Source organism: Pectobacterium aroidearum, from assembly GCF_041228105.1.
Classification (GTDB): domain Bacteria; phylum Pseudomonadota; class Gammaproteobacteria; order Enterobacterales; family Enterobacteriaceae; genus Pectobacterium; species Pectobacterium aroidearum.
The window spans coordinates 4,098,120-4,114,384 of sequence record NZ_CP166097.1; the positions used below are offsets into that span (position 1 = coordinate 4,098,120).

The 16,265-nt window shown below is 53.5% G+C and carries 15 protein-coding genes; 11 read left to right on the plus strand and 4 right to left on the minus strand.

Annotated features, from left to right (window positions below; translation table 11 throughout):
* Positions 1-6 precede the first annotated feature (6 nt).
* The 6 genes from AB8809_RS18530 (at position 7) to AB8809_RS18555 (ending at position 6,505) form a co-directional block, all read left to right on the plus strand.
* Entirely contained in the window at positions 7-972 is a 966-nt protein-coding gene (locus AB8809_RS18530; RefSeq protein ID WP_349855211.1) for an alpha/beta hydrolase, read from the plus strand.
* Positions 973-1,481: 509 nt separating this feature from the next.
* A complete protein-coding gene (locus tag AB8809_RS18535; protein ID WP_349855212.1) occupies positions 1,482-2,180 on the plus strand; it encodes a 4Fe-4S dicluster domain-containing protein in 699 nt (232 codons plus the stop codon).
* Entirely contained in the window at positions 2,173-3,135 is a 963-nt protein-coding gene (nrfD, locus tag AB8809_RS18540; protein ID WP_349855214.1) for a cytochrome c nitrite reductase subunit NrfD, read from the plus strand. Before AB8809_RS18535 ends, nrfD begins: the two co-directional genes overlap by 8 nt.
* Entirely contained in the window at positions 3,136-4,512 is a 1,377-nt protein-coding gene (locus tag AB8809_RS18545; protein WP_349855215.1) for an MFS transporter, read from the plus strand. It begins immediately after the preceding gene.
* A 46-nt stretch (positions 4,513-4,558) separates the two neighbouring features.
* Positions 4,559-4,906: an FMN-binding protein gene (locus AB8809_RS18550; RefSeq protein ID WP_349855216.1), complete on the plus strand. Its 348-nt coding sequence runs from the start codon at positions 4,559-4,561 to the stop codon at positions 4,904-4,906.
* A 69-nt stretch (positions 4,907-4,975) separates the two neighbouring features.
* Positions 4,976-6,505 carry an FAD-dependent oxidoreductase gene (locus AB8809_RS18555; protein ID WP_349855217.1) on the plus strand — a complete coding sequence of 510 codons (1,530 nt, stop codon included), beginning with the start codon at positions 4,976-4,978 and terminating at the stop codon, positions 6,503-6,505.
* An 82-nt stretch (positions 6,506-6,587) separates the two neighbouring features.
* Here the strand turns inward: AB8809_RS18555 and alkB are convergent, their stop codons facing one another.
* Both alkB and ada read right to left on the minus strand, forming a co-directional pair.
* On the minus strand, positions 6,588-7,244 hold the full coding sequence (gene alkB, locus AB8809_RS18560; RefSeq protein WP_349855218.1) for a DNA oxidative demethylase AlkB: 657 nt from the start codon (positions 7,242-7,244) through the stop codon (positions 6,588-6,590).
* A complete protein-coding gene (ada, locus tag AB8809_RS18565; RefSeq protein WP_349855219.1) occupies positions 7,241-8,386 on the minus strand; it encodes a bifunctional DNA-binding transcriptional regulator/O6-methylguanine-DNA methyltransferase Ada in 1,146 nt (381 codons plus the stop codon). The genes alkB and ada overlap by 4 nt, the downstream gene beginning before the upstream one ends.
* Positions 8,387-8,628: 242 nt before the next feature.
* On the opposite strand from ada, the gene AB8809_RS18570 reads away from it, so the two are divergent.
* Positions 8,629-9,408, plus strand: a complete 780-nt coding sequence (locus AB8809_RS18570) for a Sua5/YciO/YrdC/YwlC family protein (RefSeq protein WP_349855220.1) — start codon at positions 8,629-8,631, stop codon at positions 9,406-9,408.
* Positions 9,409-9,588: 180 nt separating this feature from the next.
* A complete protein-coding gene (locus AB8809_RS18575) occupies positions 9,589-10,251 on the plus strand; it encodes a DNA-3-methyladenine glycosylase 2 family protein (RefSeq protein ID WP_349855222.1) in 663 nt (220 codons plus the stop codon).
* 23 nt (positions 10,252-10,274) lie between these two features.
* Here the strand turns inward: AB8809_RS18575 and AB8809_RS18580 are convergent, their stop codons facing one another.
* Positions 10,275-10,745, minus strand: coding sequence for a multidrug/biocide efflux PACE transporter (locus AB8809_RS18580; protein ID WP_180778124.1), 471 nt, complete (start codon positions 10,743-10,745; stop codon positions 10,275-10,277).
* Positions 10,746-10,885: 140 nt separating this feature from the next.
* Here AB8809_RS18580 and AB8809_RS18585 point away from each other — a divergent pair, with 140 nt between their 5' ends.
* The 3 genes from AB8809_RS18585 to fumA all read left to right on the plus strand — a co-directional run bounded on the left by AB8809_RS18585 (position 10,886) and on the right by fumA (position 14,259).
* The gene (locus tag AB8809_RS18585) at positions 10,886-11,779 is read left to right on the plus strand and encodes a LysR family transcriptional regulator (protein ID WP_349855223.1); all 894 of its coding nucleotides are present in this window, start codon (positions 10,886-10,888) and stop codon (positions 11,777-11,779) included.
* A gap of 18 nt (positions 11,780-11,797) precedes the next feature.
* A complete protein-coding gene (locus AB8809_RS18590; protein ID WP_012773482.1) occupies positions 11,798-12,034 on the plus strand; it encodes a hypothetical protein in 237 nt (78 codons plus the stop codon).
* A gap of 581 nt (positions 12,035-12,615) precedes the next feature.
* Positions 12,616-14,259 (plus strand): class I fumarate hydratase FumA, encoded by a 1,644-nt coding sequence (gene fumA, locus AB8809_RS18595; RefSeq protein WP_012773481.1) that lies wholly within the window; start codon positions 12,616-12,618, stop codon positions 14,257-14,259.
* Positions 14,260-14,580: 321 nt separating this feature from the next.
* On the opposite strand, the gene norR is transcribed toward fumA, so the two are convergent.
* Positions 14,581-16,131, minus strand: a complete 1,551-nt coding sequence (norR, locus tag AB8809_RS18600; RefSeq protein WP_349855493.1) for a nitric oxide reductase transcriptional regulator NorR — start codon at positions 16,129-16,131, stop codon at positions 14,581-14,583.
* Between the last annotated feature and the right edge of the window lie 134 nt (positions 16,132-16,265).

Below are 16,265 nucleotides of genomic sequence, written 5' to 3' on the forward strand. Positions count from 1 at the left end.
TAAGATATGGATTATTCGACAACAACAAAAATAGGGTTAGCAACCTTGGCAATGATGAGCACGACCGCAATCAATGCGGCACAGAATCAGCATGAAATTACCGTAAAGCAGGAAACGATATCCGTGAAGTTAATCTCTGACGTCGTTTATTCTCAGGTATCGATGCGGGGCTATCCGAACGTTGCATTAAAAATGGATATTCTTCAGCCCGACGCGAAGAAGGCGCTCCCCGTTGTGTTATTCATTACCGGCGGCGGCTTTATTAACGCCAATAAAGATAATTACCTGCAACAGCGCCTGAGCATTGCCGAAGCCGGTTATGTGGTTGCCAGCATGGAATACCGCGTCGCCCCCACTGTTCTTTTCCCCGCGCCGCTGGAAGATGTCAAATCCGCGCTTCGCTATCTGCGCGCCAATGCGAAAAAATTCGGCATTGATAGCCAGCATGCTGCCGTTTTCGGTTCCTCAGCGGGAGGCTATCTGGCCGCGTTTGCCGGAACGACAAATGGTTCACAAGCCTACGATAAAGGCGACAATCTTGACCAAAGCAGTGATGTCCAGGCCGTCATCGATTTCTATGGTTTATCCGATCTGACGCTCGTCGGTGAAGGTTTCCCTGACGATGTCGTTCAGAAGCATGCATCGCCTTCCGCGACCGAAGCGATCTGGGTCAACGGCACCGCCGTATTTAATGAAGGCGGGCCGATTACCCGCTACCCGGATAAAGCGGCAGCGGCCAACCCGATTAACTTTATCAGCGCCACCACACCACCGTTCCTGATTATGCACGGCACCAACGATACTCTGGTTTCCCCACGCCAGACCGAGCGGTTGCATCACGCTCTGACAGCAAAAAATATTGAATCAACGTACTACAGCGTTAAAGACGCAGAGCACGGCGGGCCGCATTGGCTACAGCCTGAAATCATGAAAATTACCGTGGGCTTTCTTGATAAACACCTAAAACCTTAAGCCAGTTTACGGTTTTTAGTCTATTTCCCTATTATTTTTGTTACGTAAACGTTAGTGATGGATACGCACTAACGTTTTTTATTTGTTACGAAAAAAGCCATTATCCATTTTATCCCCCTGTATTACTCACATAAAAAATCGATAATCTGACACACATCAATTATTCATTTTTATCACAAAATTAAAAACAGCAACGTGCATCTATATAATAGAAATGCAATTTCTTAAACGGACAAGAAAAATAAAAAACGCACTTATAACAAATCCATATTTGTTATATACGAATCTACAAAAAAACAAATGTGACCAAACGCACATTTAGTCTTTTACCCCCATGCTCCAATAAAACCACAACAACAACGTGGCCTATTTACTCTTCCCCTCGTAATGATGGACCACTCTTTTCTATTAGCGTCAAACTGCGAAATATTAATGCTGATACTGGGTTAATAATGTCTATGGAAATATAGCGTTCGCGCGGCTATCACCTCACTGTGAAGATTTATAATATGGAAGAATTATCTCGCCGTCGTTTTATTGCCTATATGGGAAGCGCGATTGCCATTAGTAGGCCGGTCGGTTTAGCCAAAGCGCAAAATGAATCAGAAAACGCACAGGGTAAATTACCCGTAAAATATGGCTTATTACATAACGAAATGCGCTGTATTGGATGTAAGGCCTGTATCAAAGCCTGCAAAGAAACGAATAACGTCCCTGATGGCGTCACCCGATTGGATATATTGCAAACCGTCGATATTCCCGCCGTTGAGAAAACGCGTGCGATTAAGCAATTTTTCCGCAAATCCTGTCAGCACTGTGAGAACCCGCCCTGCGTTGCCGTCTGCCCAACAGGCGCATCTTTCAAAGATGCACTCACCGGTATCGTCGACGTCAATGACAAGCGCTGCGTAGGCTGCCGCTACTGCATTGCCGCCTGTCCTTACCATGTGCGTTTCATCAACCCGGTCACGAAGACGGCAGACAAATGTAACTTTTGTCGGCAAACCAATCTGGCCGCCGGGAAGCAGCCCGCCTGCGTCGAAATCTGCCCCACCAAAGCCTTGGTATTTGGCGATCTCAACGATCCTGAAAGCAACATTGCCAAGATGATCGCCAACAACGCGACCTACCGTTCCAAGGTTTATCTGGGCACCGAACCCCAGCTCTACCGTATGCCGGGGAAACGAGGAGAAATCGACAATGCATAACGCCTTCACGTTCGACACGCTGGTATGGGACTGGCCCATCGCCGTTTATCTTCTTCTGGTCGGTATTTCAGCAGGAATGGTCACGCTCTCGATGCTCCTCAGGCGCTACGTTCCCAGCGAATATCACGGCAGTAATCGCCTCATCAAAGCCACCGCCATCGTGGCACCGCTTGCTGTCATCCTCGGGCTGGCGATTCTGATTTTTCATCTGACTCAACCGCTGACCTTCTGGTACTTGATGGTCTTTTACAACCCGACGTCCATCATGTCGCTTGGTGTGATGCTTTTTCAGGTGTATTTCGTCGTGATGCTGTTATGGCTCATCACGCTTTATCATGACGGCTGGCTGATGCAACTTGAGACCGTCTGGTACCGGCCAGCGCTGGCGGCGAAAGCGCGTAAGGTGGCGGCGGCGATCGTTAGCAAGGCCGCGCTGATTGAAAACCTGCTGCTGGTGCTGGCCATCCTGCTCGGCTGCTATACCGGCTTTCTGCTGTCCGCCCTGAAGTCGTTCCCGCTCTTGAATAACCCCGTTCTGCCCGTCCTGTTTCTGGTCTCCGGCACCACCTCCGGCATTGCCGTCATGCTGCTGGCCAGCGCGTGGGGAAGCACGACCTCGAGTCATTCACGCTCCCTGCATTTTCTCCATCGAGTGGAAACGCCGGTGGTGTACGCCGAGTTGTTCCTGCTGTTCGCGTTTTTTATCGGGCTGCTGCTTGGCGGCGGGCAAAAGGTTGTCGCCGCACAGACCGCACTCTCGGGCTTCTGGGGTGGCGTATTCTGGATTGGCATTATCGGTATCGGCATTGTGATTCCCGCCATTGCCAATCGGGTGCGTAAACCTTCGGCCCATTCCGGCAAAGGGCAACTCATTACGTTAGCCGCCATGAGCCTGTTCGGCGTGTTCCTGCTGCGACTGTTCGTGCTTTATGCCGGACAAATGACGGTGGCCTGAATGAATACGTCATGGGTCTTATTCTGGATTGCCTCGGCGACCTTTTTCATGCAGTCCCTGGATACCACCATGGTGTATGTCGCCATCCCCGCCATTGCGCAATCGCTGCACCAACCGGTGTTGCATATGGAGGCGATTGTGATCGCCTACATTGTCACGGTCGTCGCATTTACGCCAGCCAACAGCTGGCTGGCGGAACGGCTGGGAGAGAGGAAAACTTACCAGATCGCCATCGCCACGTTCACGCTCGGTTCGCTGCTGTGCATGACGGCAACCACACTCGGCAGCTTAAGCGTGTTCCGCTTTATTCAGGGCATCGGCGGTGCGCTCATGTTGCCCATCATCAGAACCGTCATCTTGCGCACTACGCCGCAGAGCCTGAAATTACGCTTCCTGAATCGGGTGACCTTACTGGGATTAATCGGCACTCTCACCGGCCCCGTTTTCGGTAATATTCTGGTTAGCTTGCTCTCATGGCAGGCAATATTTCTCGTGAATATTCCTCTGGCTTTCGCCTGCTTTTTTCTGGCAAGCCATTATCTTCCTGCTGCGCCGCTAAAAGAGACATCTCGCACCGGTGCCTATGAATTAGCCTTTCCGATTTTGATGTTATTTCTCGTGGCTTTCATGCTCACCACCGCCACGAAAAATATATTGCCAACGTTCGTCATGTTATTCCTGTCTTGCAGCATGTTGGGGTTGGTTTTTCTTTACTATCGACAGCACCTTATCGCAGAGACAGCGCTATTCCCTCGCGCACTGTTTGGTATCAGAACGTTTTCTGTCGGCATGATGGGCGGCATCGCGACGCGCACGCTGCTGGCGTCAACGCCCGTTGTACTGTCCTTAATGCTACAAACAACGCTGGCCTGTAAACCTGCGGAAACCAGCCTGATTCTGCTGCTTTTTTCCAGCGGCGCGCTGCTGTCAAAACTGCTGTTTGAACCACTGCTCAAGCGTACTGGCTACCGGCGACTCTTGATGCTGACAACCCACGTGACATCGCTGTGTATCCTCGCGCTGAGCCTCGCCGTGCAGGAGAAATCGATGCTCCTCATCGGCATTATCGCCACGCTGTTAGGCGTCCTGATTTCAACCTTATATTCAGCGGAAAGCACCCTGGCTTTTAGCAACCTGAATAACAGCACGTACCCCAGCGGGAATAATCTGCTGACCATTAGCCAACTACTTTCCGTCATGCTCAGTATGACGCTGACGTTTCCGGTATTACGGTTTCTTTCTCAGTTTGAAATCCTCTTCAACCTTAACCCTTTCAGCCTGTTGTTTTTATTACTCGGCATCGGTTTACCAATGTGCTGCCTGATATTCAGGCCCCTCAATAACGACGACGGTTATCACTTTATTCATGGGAGATAACGTGGCTATTCACCGTATTCATTCAAAAACGACGGGAACTATTAATATGAAAATCTGCTCAGGAATCCTTCCACTCTGTCTGTTATTAGCGGTGGGAACCGCCGCCGCACAAGACGGGAATTTTAAAGCCGGTACTTATTCCGCCGCCAGACAAGGGATCGGCGGGGATGTCACCGTCACACTTGATATTGATGCGCAGGGAAAAGTCCTTAAATCCACGATTGATGCCCCGGAAGAAACGCCAGAAGTCGGCGGGGAAGCGGCCATCGAACTCGCCAAAACCATGACTGAAAAACACAGCATTGAGGTTGATGGCGTGTCCGGCGCCACGATGACCAGCGGTGCGGTGAAAGAAGCGGCGGAAGACGCGTACTCACAGGCTAAGGCGAATTAATACCGTTGGTTCTCCATGCGCAAAGTACGGCTGCGTTGTAAGAATATTCATAACATTAAGGAAAACATCATGAAACGCTTCAGAAAAAGTGTACTCGCGACGCTGTGTCTCTCGATGATCGGTTGGTCTTCCGCTCAGGCGGCCGATGCGGCAAAACCAGAAATTCCGAAAAGCGCCGATATCGTTATTATCGGCGCGGGTGCGGCAGGCACCTCGGCAACCATGGCCGCTGCCGAGAAAGGGGCGAAAATCGTCTTACTGGAAAAACAGCCGATTGTCGGCGGCACCGGTAACTTTGCTGAAGGCATTTTCGCCGCCAACAGCAGCATGCAGAAACGTCAGGGGATTGTCGTCACGCCGGATATGGCCTTTAAGACCATCATGGATTACAGCCACTGGATGGCAAACCCCTTCGTGGTACGCGCCTTCGTAAACCGCTCGGCGGACACGATTGAGTGGGTGAAATCAAAAGGCATCAAGTTTGAATACATCGGCCCCGGCGGCCCTGGCGGTATGCTGACCTGGCATGTGATCGATGGCCCCGGCCACGGCCGCCACCTGATCAAGACATTCCACGAGCAGTTTAAAAGCATGGATGTCACCACGCTGGTGAAGACGGCAGGCAAAGATCTGGTCGTGAAAGAAGGCAAAGTCACGGGCGTCATTGCACAAGATAGCGAAGGCAACACCGTCCAAATCGACGCGAAGGCCGTCATCATCGCGACCGGCGGCTACGCCAACAATAAAGAGATGCTGCAAAAATACGCTGCCTTCCCCGATACCATTATGGTCGGCAACGTCGGTAAAGACGGCGACGGAATTAATATGGCCTGGAAAGCCGGTGCCAAACCGGACGGTCTGGGCCTGCTGCAAGCCTATCGCCCCGGCCTGCCAGACTACGCGCCGAATTCACACCTGCTGGCCGCCGCACGTCAGCCCTACCTGTGGGTTGACCAACACGGTCGCCGCTTTACCGATGAATCCAATGTCATCATCTGGCCGCACTCCGGCAACGCGCTGTCAAAAGCGGGTGGCATCATGTACTCCATTTTCGACGAAACCTCCCGTAAGCATTACGTCGAAGACGGCATTGATGTGCCGATTGGCGAATGGGTGATCGCCAATACCAAGCTGACAAAATTCGATAGCGAATTTACGAAGGAAAGTCAGAAAAATCGTGGCTTCGTCTTCAAATCCGCCACCGTTGACGGGCTGGCGAAAGAGATGGGCGTTGATGCTAGCGTGTTGAAGCATACGTTGGAAGAAAACAACCAGTTTGCGGCACAAAAGCGGGATGAGGTGTTTAACAAAAACATGGATTACCTGCGTCCGGTAAAGACCGGCCCGTTCTATGCGGTGAGAATGCAGCCTGCTGCGCTGGGCACACTCGGCGGCGTGAAGATTGACGAGAAAATGCAGGCAATCGATAAATCCGGTGAGGTCATTCCGGGTTTGTACGTCACGGGTAACGATGCGGCCGGCATGTATGGCGATACCTATGATCTGCTGTTAGGCGGTGGCACGTTTGGCTTTGCGCTCAACTCCGGTCGTATCGCGGCAGAAAGCGCCCTCGATTACATGAAGTTCAGCAAAAAATAAGCCCTACCCTTAAACCTAGTCTCGATCGTTTGAGCATCGAGAGACACGGCGGAACCACAGGGGAAGCATCCCTGTGGTTGCCCTATCCGGCTTTACGAAATGTCAGGTTAAAACGGCATTCGTCGGACATCCCTTCCGGCACGCCGCCGCTTTTCAATGGCAGAATACCGTGGAAATAGAGCCGTGATTCACCGCCCCAGACCACCACATCGCCATGCGTCAGCGCAACACGCTGCGCTTTATCACTGCGCGCCATGCCGCCAAACAGGAACGTCGCGCTGAGCCCCAGCGAGACGGACACGATCGGCTGGCGAAAGTCCCGTTCGTTTTTATCCTGATGCAGAGACATGCGCGTGCCGACGTCATAGCGGTTGATGAGGCAGGCATCCGGTTCAAAATCAGCAAAACCAGCTTCACGTGCCGCCTGCTGTGCCAGCCGGGAAAATACCTCCGGCATAGTGGGCCACGCCTCCCCGCTCAGTGGATCGTGTGAGGTATAGCGATAGCCGCGTTCATCCGTCACCCAGCCGAGTTTCCCGCAGTTGCTCATCGCCACCGACATCACAAAGCCGCCTGGCGTCACCATATTCCGCAGCGGCGCACGCGCCGTGACAGCTTGCAATGCCGCAAGCAACGCCGGAGCGTCGTCATAGGCGCGCCCACGCAGGATAAACGCCCCCGAAGCCAGCGTTTCCGTCCAGCGACGCGGCGCTTCATCGGCAAATAAATCAAAATTCACGATAACGGCTCCCCTTGCGGATGCGTGCCCTGCTCTTTCTCCACCCGCTCTTTATCCAACTGTTCTTTATCCAACTGCTCTTTCTCCAGCAGGGCGCGTTTACGTACAACACCCCAGCGATAGCCAGATAGCGCCCCATCGTGCCGAACTACGCGATGGCAGGGAATCGCAACCGCCAGTCGGTTGGCCGCACAGGCACCCGCGACCGCACGCACGGCGGCTGGCGCACCAATGCGTTCAGCAACCTCACGGTAGCTCAACGTTTCTCCTGCGGGGATCGCGCGCAGCGCCTGCCAGACACGCTGTTGGAATGCCGTACCGCGAATATCCAGCGGCAGCGTCAGCCCGATAGCCGGATCGTCGACAAACCCGACAACCTGCGCCATCCGTTGCTCAAACGCCGCATCGCCGCCGATCAGCTGTGCGTGAGTAAACATCTCCTGAAGCGAGTTGAGCAGAGACTCAGGATCGTCTCCCAACAGGATCGCGCAGATCCCCTTCTCGCTTTCAGCCACCAACACCTCACCGAGTGAACAGCGACCAATGGCAAAGCGGATCGTCATCCCTTTCCCTTTGTTCTGAAACGCCGTTGGCGTCATCCCTAAATGCGCGCCCGATTCGGCATAAAAACGCCCGCTAGCGCCATAGCCCGCTGCCGTAATCGCTGCGGTTACGGCACTCTTTTCCACCAGCTGTTCACGTAGCTGGCGATGACGGTGGCCGCTGGCATACTGCTTGGGCGTCAGGCCGGTTAGATTTTTAAACACGCGATGAAAATGGAACGCGCTTATCCCCACGGCCTGAGCCAGCACTGCCAGCGTCGGCGGATACTCTGACTGCTCAATTATCCGGCACGCGTGGGCAATTTGCTGCGCCTGCTGTTCCTGCCGCGAAAGCGTTCCCTGACGACACCGCTTGCACGGACGGAATCCCGCCGCCTGCGCCTCATCGGCAGTCGCGAAAAACACCACATTTTCACGTCGGGGCTGGCGTGACGCACAGGAAGGCGCACAGTAAATCCCCGTCGTCTTCACCGCATAGATAAAGCAGCCGTCAGCCGCGCTATTGCGCGTCACTACCGCCTGCCAGCGCGAGTCGGCATCCTGAAACGGCGTATCACCCAGCATCGTATCGTTACGCATTTGTACACCTCACTCCAATCTCGGCATTACTGCCAATCTTACTATTACTGAAAGTCATGCCATGCGCTAACGCTAAACCGAAGCGACCTTGGGTACACGTCCCACTCTTGCTTTTTCATTCGGCTCACTCCGATGTTGCTATTTTCATCGACATTTATGGTTACTTTTTGAACAAATCTGTGATGCGAATACATGGTACACGGTGAAGCTCAGGTTTTTTTCTCTGCAAGCGGAGGGTAAACATGGGCGGAAATAGCGTTCACTGGAATGGCGGTTTGCATCATGATGCCGTGCAAGTGATGTCACGCGGTGGGGGAATCATCGTTTCGCCAACCAAAGTGGGTTACATCATCATGGCTTCAGACAAGGTCGGGCTGGAGCGCAAGTTTGACGCCAAACAGCGCAACCGCAACAAGCCGGGCGTCGTGCTGTGTGGTTCCCTCGCGCAGTTGAAAGCGCTGGCGCAGTTGAATCCAGAAATCGAACGGTTATATCAACGCCATTGGGACGCCGATGTACTGCTGGGCTGCATCCTTCCCTGGCGCGATGAGGCCTTAGCGCAGATCCCTAAAGACGGCTCGAAAGCGCTAATGATGGACGATCGTAAAACCAGTTGCTTCGTGATTAAATTCGGCAAACCGAGTGAAATCCTCACGCAGGCGCTGTGGGAAGGGTACGGTAAATTAACCTTTGCCAGTTCAGCCAATCCATCAGGCAAAGGAAACCGAGGCGAGGTGAAGGGTATCGGTGAACGTATCAGTGCTTTTGCCGATCTGATTATCGAAGCCGACGATTACGTGAAATCTATCCAGCCGCATCAATCCCATGACACACGCTATGAGCAAGGTGTGATGGTATCGATGGTGGATACGGACGGCCAGTTGATACCGGAACAGAAAGGCAGACGAAGCGTATATCCATGCCCGACGCTGATACGCAAGGGGCTGGATGTAGACAAGGTGATGTCACTATTGTCTGACACCTTCACCACCTGGGACTATCGGCACGGCGATTATTATTAACGTCTAACAGCGGCATAACCTGCCGCTGAAATATCTGTTCTGGCAGATCCCGCGACAGCGTGTAATCCCCCTCGCCACTTCTTGCTTTTTTATCCGAATAATCCTTTCCACATGGCGCGCCATGCGGCAATCTCCTATGCTCGTTTTCTGCCCTTTGCATTCTCATCACGGAAGCCGTTTATGCCATCCCATCCGCCGTTGGATTTCACGCAGCAGGCCAAAACCCATCTCAGCGCCATCAATGCGCGCTGGGCCAGCCTGATCGAACAGGTTGGCGATTGCCGCCATCAGACCGCGCCACACCGGGAACCCTATGAGGCGCTGATGCGTGCCGTTGCCTATCAGCAACTGACGACGCGAGCCGGGGACGCGATGGTCGCGAAGCTCCTGCGGGTATATGACGATGTCTTTCCCAGCCCGGAACAGATGCTGGCCTGCTCCACCGACACGCTGCGGCAATGCGGTTTTTCCGCTCGTAAAGCGGATACGCTACACGGTATCGCGCAGGGAGCGCTGAGCGGTTTGGTGCCTAGCCTCAAACGGGCCGCAGAGATGGATGATGACACGCTCATTCAGCAGTTGACGTCGCTCAAGGGGATCGGGCGCTGGACGGTAGAAATGTTTTTGATTTATTCGCTCGAACGCACCGATATCATGCCGCTCGACGATCTCGGTATTCGTCAGGGGTTGCGCTACGTTTACGATTTGCAGGATATGCCGAAACCGCGCGATTTGCAGGCACTCAGCCTGCAATGTCAGCCTTATCGCACGGTGGCGTCATGGTATTTATGGCGTTCGCTGGAGCTACCGGCGTATCAGCACTTTAAACTGACACACCGGTAACGCACAGAATTAACGCAAATGAATTAACGCAGACGGGAGCTGGTCGACACCTGGCGAACGTGGCGACGGCGGTTCACAATGCGTTCCCGCAGGGTGTCGTAGGCCCAGTTATACACCACAGTGTACGGCAGGAAGAACAGGAAGAAGCCGATCTCCACCATCAGCGCCTGCCACAGCGTGACGTTCAGCATCCACGCCGCCAGCGGCAAACCAATCAGGATAAAACCGCCTTCAAACCCCAGCGCGTGGGCGATACGAACCGGCAGCCGACGCTTAACGCGATCCGCTGGCCACAGACGATCAAATATCGTGTTGTAGATCATATTCCAGATCATCGCGACACTGGACAGCATGATGGCCAGAGCTCCCATATCGAAGAGTGGCTTATTCAGCAGCCAGGCACCCGCCGGCGCACAGATCGACAACGCGATCAGTTCAAAGCCCACCGCATGGTACACACGCTCACGTAAGGTTTTGCTGGTTTTGTTCTGCATAACACATTCACTTTTATTTATTGCAAGTTGCTGGTCAATTTTCGCCATGACCATGGATGGCATCGTATTACGGCCTTATTTTCATCGCATAAGGTGGTAGAGTACAGTTAGATTCCATCGATAAAAACGATAGAGGTACGATGCGTTATTCACCAGAATCCTTGCTGGCATTTGTCACCACCGTTGATGCAGGCTCGTTTCCCGCCGCCGCCCGACGATTGCATAAAAGCCAATCCACTATCAGCGCGGCTATCGCCAATCTGGAGGCCGATCTGGGGCTGACGCTGTTCGATCGCTCCGGTCACCAGCCCACGCTCACGCTGGCGGGCAGAAAAGTGCTTTCCCACGTACAGGCGATTTTATCTGCCAGCGAAGATCTCGATGAACTGGCAATCCGTCTGGCCGACCATATCGAACCCCGTCTGACGTTTATGCTGTCCGACATCTGGCAAGCGGCTCACTACGAACCTGTACTCCAGCGTTTCGCCCAGCAATTTCCTGATATTGAATTTGAGTGCCTGATTGCAGAAGGCGATGACGTGATCGATCTGCTGCAAATGAACCGGGCGCATGTTGGCATATTACGCGCTCAGGCGGATTACCCGCCCGATGTTGCCGCCGCGCGTTTGCAGGTTAAGACGGAAATGGCTCTCTTCGTGTCGGCAGCTCACCCGCTCGCCGCTGAAAAAACCGTGACGCGCAGCCAGTTGGCGACCGTCCGTCAGCTCTATCTCAATACCTATAAACGCAGCGACCAGTTACAACCAGAAGGGATCGTCTGGTCTGCGCCGTCCTACCTTATGCTGCTGGAAATGGCGCAACAAGGGCACGGCTGGAGCATGCTTCCGCGCTGGCTGGTGGCGCAATACGATCGGAAAAAGCTGGTGGAGTTGCCTGTGGCGGGCTGGCCGCAGTGGATTGACGTCGACGTTGTCTGGTCTAAACCCCATCCACCCGGCCCTGCTGGGCTGTGGATGATCGACAATCTCCTTGCTCAACAAGAGAGTACGCTACACTATGGTGACACTCGCTGATTTATCTACGGAGCAATCATGACGTTTTCCCCACAGGAGCGTGAGGCGCTGCTGGCCGTAAAAGGCGTTGGCCCTGCGGTAGTCGCCCGTCTGGAGCAAATGGGCTTCACCACGCTGGCGCAGTTGAGCGAAGCCGACGTTAGCGATATTGTGGCAAACGCCGCCGCACTGACGGGCTCAACCTGCTGGAAAAACAGCCCGCAGGCACGTGCCGCCATCACCGCCGCAATTACGCTGGCAAAATCACATCAGTAATCACATCGGCCACAGCACTGTGGCTGTTGTGGCGATCTCGTTTTTCGTCAAGCGATAAAAAGCCAATAACGATTTCTTTATATCGCCATTAAATAACATTAAAGAATAAATGGTTATTGTTTTTAATTTCACCATTTAATTTACTTAATTAAGTCAGTTATACCCTAAATAATTCGAATTTCAGGCAGGCGGCAAGAGAAGGAATCCCGATGAGCTTACTCAGGTAAGTGATTCGGGTGACTGAACGTAGCCAACGCACATGCAATTTGAAGTATAACGGGTATAAAAGAGGAATATCTTCACGTTAAACCGCGTGCCATTTCCCGTGGCGTCCGCACACAGGAAACCTGTGCTGTGCCGCCATTCCATCCGCCATGTACAGAGAAAAATAACACGTACATCCCTATTATTGTGATGTACCAAAGTAGTACTTCCCGACAAAAAACCATACTATTATGGTGATTACTACTTTTGTATTCGAGACATCCCTGTAGTGCTGCGGTAATACGCCTTAATAATAAGATGCTGAATCCTATAAGGTGAAAAATTTACTAATTAATGCAATTGCAAGTGAGAAAAAAATGTCGAATAAACCCTTCTATTACCAAGATCCTTTTCCACTCAGTAAAGATGACACCGAATATCGCCTGCTGAGCAGCGACTTTGTTTCTGTCGCACAATTTGAAGGTCAGGACATCCTGAAGATCGAGCCAGCCGCGTTGACCCTTCTGGCCCAGCAAGCCTTCCACGATGCCTCTTTCATGCTCCGCCCCGCTCACCAGCAGCAAGTTGCCGATATTCTTAACGATCCGGAAGCCAGCGAAAACGATAAATACGTTGCCCTGCAATTCCTGCGCAACTCAGAAATTTCCGCCAAGGGCATCCTGCCGACCTGTCAGGATACCGGTACGGCGATCATCGTCGGTAAAAAAGGCCAGAACGTCTGGACCGGCGGTAACGATGCCGAAGCGCTGTCCAAGGGCGTATACAACACGTTCATTGAAGACAACCTGCGCTACTCACAGAACGCTGCGCTGGACATGTACAAAGAGGTCAACACAGGCACCAACCTGCCTGCGCAGATTGACCTCTACAGTACCGAAGGCGAAGACTATAAATTCCTGTTCGTCACCAAAGGCGGCGGTTCCGCTAACAAAACCTATCTGTATCAGGAAACTAAAGCGCTGTTGACGCCGGGTAAGCTGAAAAGCTTCCTGATCGAGAAAATGCGTTCTCTGGGCACCGCGGCCTGTCCGCCGTACCACATCGCGTTTGTGATTGGCGGAACTTCGGCAGAAACCACGCTGAAAACCGTTAAGCTGGCATCGACCAAGTACTACGACGAACTGCCGACCGAAGGCAACGAGCACGGTCAGGCGTTTCGTGATGTCGCGCTGGAGCAGGAAATTCTGGAAGCCGCGCGCGATCTGGGTCTGGGCGCGCAGTTCGGCGGTAAATATTTTGCGCACGACGTGCGGATTATCCGCCTGCCACGCCACGGTGCATCTTGCCCTGTCGGGATGGGCGTGTCCTGTTCTGCTGACCGTAACATCAAAGGCAAGATCAACCGTAAGGGGATCTGGCTGGAGCAGTTAGAGCAGAATCCGGGTAAATATATCCCTGAGCACCTACGTGAAACGGGCGAAGGCGATGCGGTTAAAATAGACCTGAACCGTCCGATGGCCGAGATCCTGAAGACGCTGTCGCAGTATCCGGTATCCACCCGTCTTTCTCTGACCGGCACCATCATCGTGGGCCGTGACATTGCTCACGCCAAGCTGAAGGAGCGTCTGGATAACGGCGAAGGCCTGCCGCAGTACATCAAAGATCATCCGATTTACTACGCGGGTCCGGCGAAAACACCAGAGGGCTACCCGTCCGGCTCGTTAGGTCCTACCACCGCTGGCCGTATGGATTCCTATGTCGATTTACTGCAGGCCAACGGCGGCAGCATGATCATGCTGGCAAAAGGCAACCGCAGCCAGCAGGTGACCGATGCGTGCCATAAACACGGCGGTTTCTACCTCGGCAGCATCGGCGGCCCGGCAGCGATTCTGGCACAGAACAGCATTAAGAGCCTGACCTGTGTGGAATACCCGGAACTGGGAATGGAAGCTATCTGGAAAATCGAAGTTGAAGATTTCCCAGCCTTTATTCTGGTCGATGATAAAGGCAACGATTTCTTCCAGGTGATTCAGAGCGCCAAGTGCGTGAAATGCGGTTAAGTTAAATACGCGATATAGAAGTTAGGAGATATTTCGTGTGCGATAACAATCGGTATTTTCATGCAGATTCTCTGCACGCACCCGACAAGGAGCAGCCAATCGCCGCTGCTCCTTGACCTCAGGCTTTTTGGCGGAACGGGGTCGCTACGCGATGCCTTCACCGCCAGAGGCTTCTTACCGGACCACCAGTGACGCGTTCCCGACGCGGCACTGGTTTTCGCCGCATCCATGCGGCTCATCCGGAAAGCCTCTTTCGGTTCAGCCCCTTTTACGCCGCTAAAAATCAGCGATCTTTTTTATCTAAAAGTGATAGCAGTCGAATTAAAAAACATCTTTTTTAATTTTTAGCCGCTTCGCCAGACGGTGTAGGTTGCCGCTGTCTATTTCCAGTTCTCTCGCGCAGGATGACCAGTTGCCCTCATGGCGCGCCAGCGTGTGTTGGATGATCCGACGCTGATAGTCGTCCGTTGCCTCTCGCAAGCCGCCGCTGATGAAGTAATTCGGTGCGCTGTCGGTAGCACTCGGTGCCCCTGCGGGGGCATGAACGGGCTGGGCGGAAAGTTCAAGATTGAAATGCTCAGGGCCTAACAGCACCTCACCCGATTCCTGTCCCGCTCTTGCCAGCACGGTAGCACGGTAAATGGCATGTTCCAGCTCGCGCACGTTTCCCGGCCAGTCGTACTGTTCCAACAGCGCGCCCGCGTCTGCCGTCAACGCCAGCCGCGCCAGCCCCAGTTGCACGCGGCTGCGTTCACAGAAGAACCCGGCCAACAGCGCCACATCCTGACTGCGCTCACGTAGCGGCGGTACAGATAGCGGAAACACGCTCAGACGGTGGAATAAATCGGCACGGAAAGCACCATCCAGCACTGCCTGCCGCAGATCGCGGTTGGTCGCCGCCAGCACGCGCACGTTCACTTTCAGGCTGCTGTCATCACCCACGCGCTGGAGATCGCCATACTGCAATACGCGCAGCAACTTAGCCTGTAGCGTCAGAGACAGTTCGCCAATCTCATCCAGAAATAGCGTGCCGTTATCCGCCATTTCAAACTTGCCAGTGCGGTGATGGATTGCACCAGTAAATGCGCCCTTCACATGACCAAACAGTTCACTCTCTGCGACCGATTCCGGCAGCGCGGCGCAGTTCAGGTACACCAGAGGATGAATTGCCCGGCTGGAACCGCGATGAATCGCGCGCGCCACCAGCTCTTTACCAACGCCAGTTTCTCCCATAATCAGCACGTTCAGATCGGAACCCGCGACGATATCGACCTCTTTCTTTAGCCGCAACATCGGCTCCGACAACCCCACCATTTCCTCCACGCTTTCCGCCGCAGGACTTTCGGCACGCACTGGTGCAGGCAACTGCCGCTCAAGGCGTTCCATCAGCAGCGCGTTACTCAGCGCCGCCGCCGCCATCGCCCCCACCAGCCGCAGTTCTTCATCACTAAAATGGTCGAACTGGCAGGGATCCATACCGTCCACGGTCAGCGCCCCGATCAGATTCTGATTAGCAAACAGCGGCAGGCCGACGCAGGCGTGCACCTTAAGATCCTCCTGACTGGGGATCAGGCCGTCATACGGATCGGGAAGCTGGCTGTCCGCCGGAAAGCGAACCACATCGCCAGCACGGGCAATGGCCTCCAGACGGGGATGATCGGACAGACGAAAGCGTCGCCCCAACACGTCCGGTGCCAGACCGTCGATCGCCAGCGGGCGAAACAGCTGATTTTCGTAACGTAACAGCGCCGAGGCATCACAACGTAGCAGTTGGCGCAGGCTATTAATCAAGCGCTGAAAACGATCCTGATTCGATAGCCCCATTTGCAGCTCGATAGCGATGCGGGCAAGGGCATTGATGGAGAGCGTCATGGTGTGTCCTAATGACAAATCTGTGTCATTAAGACAATAGTTAACCCATGTCATTTTGACAATCACTATTTATTAAATCGTTATAAATCAATAAAATAAAAAATGGCACGCTTCCTGCAATCTCTACAGCATAT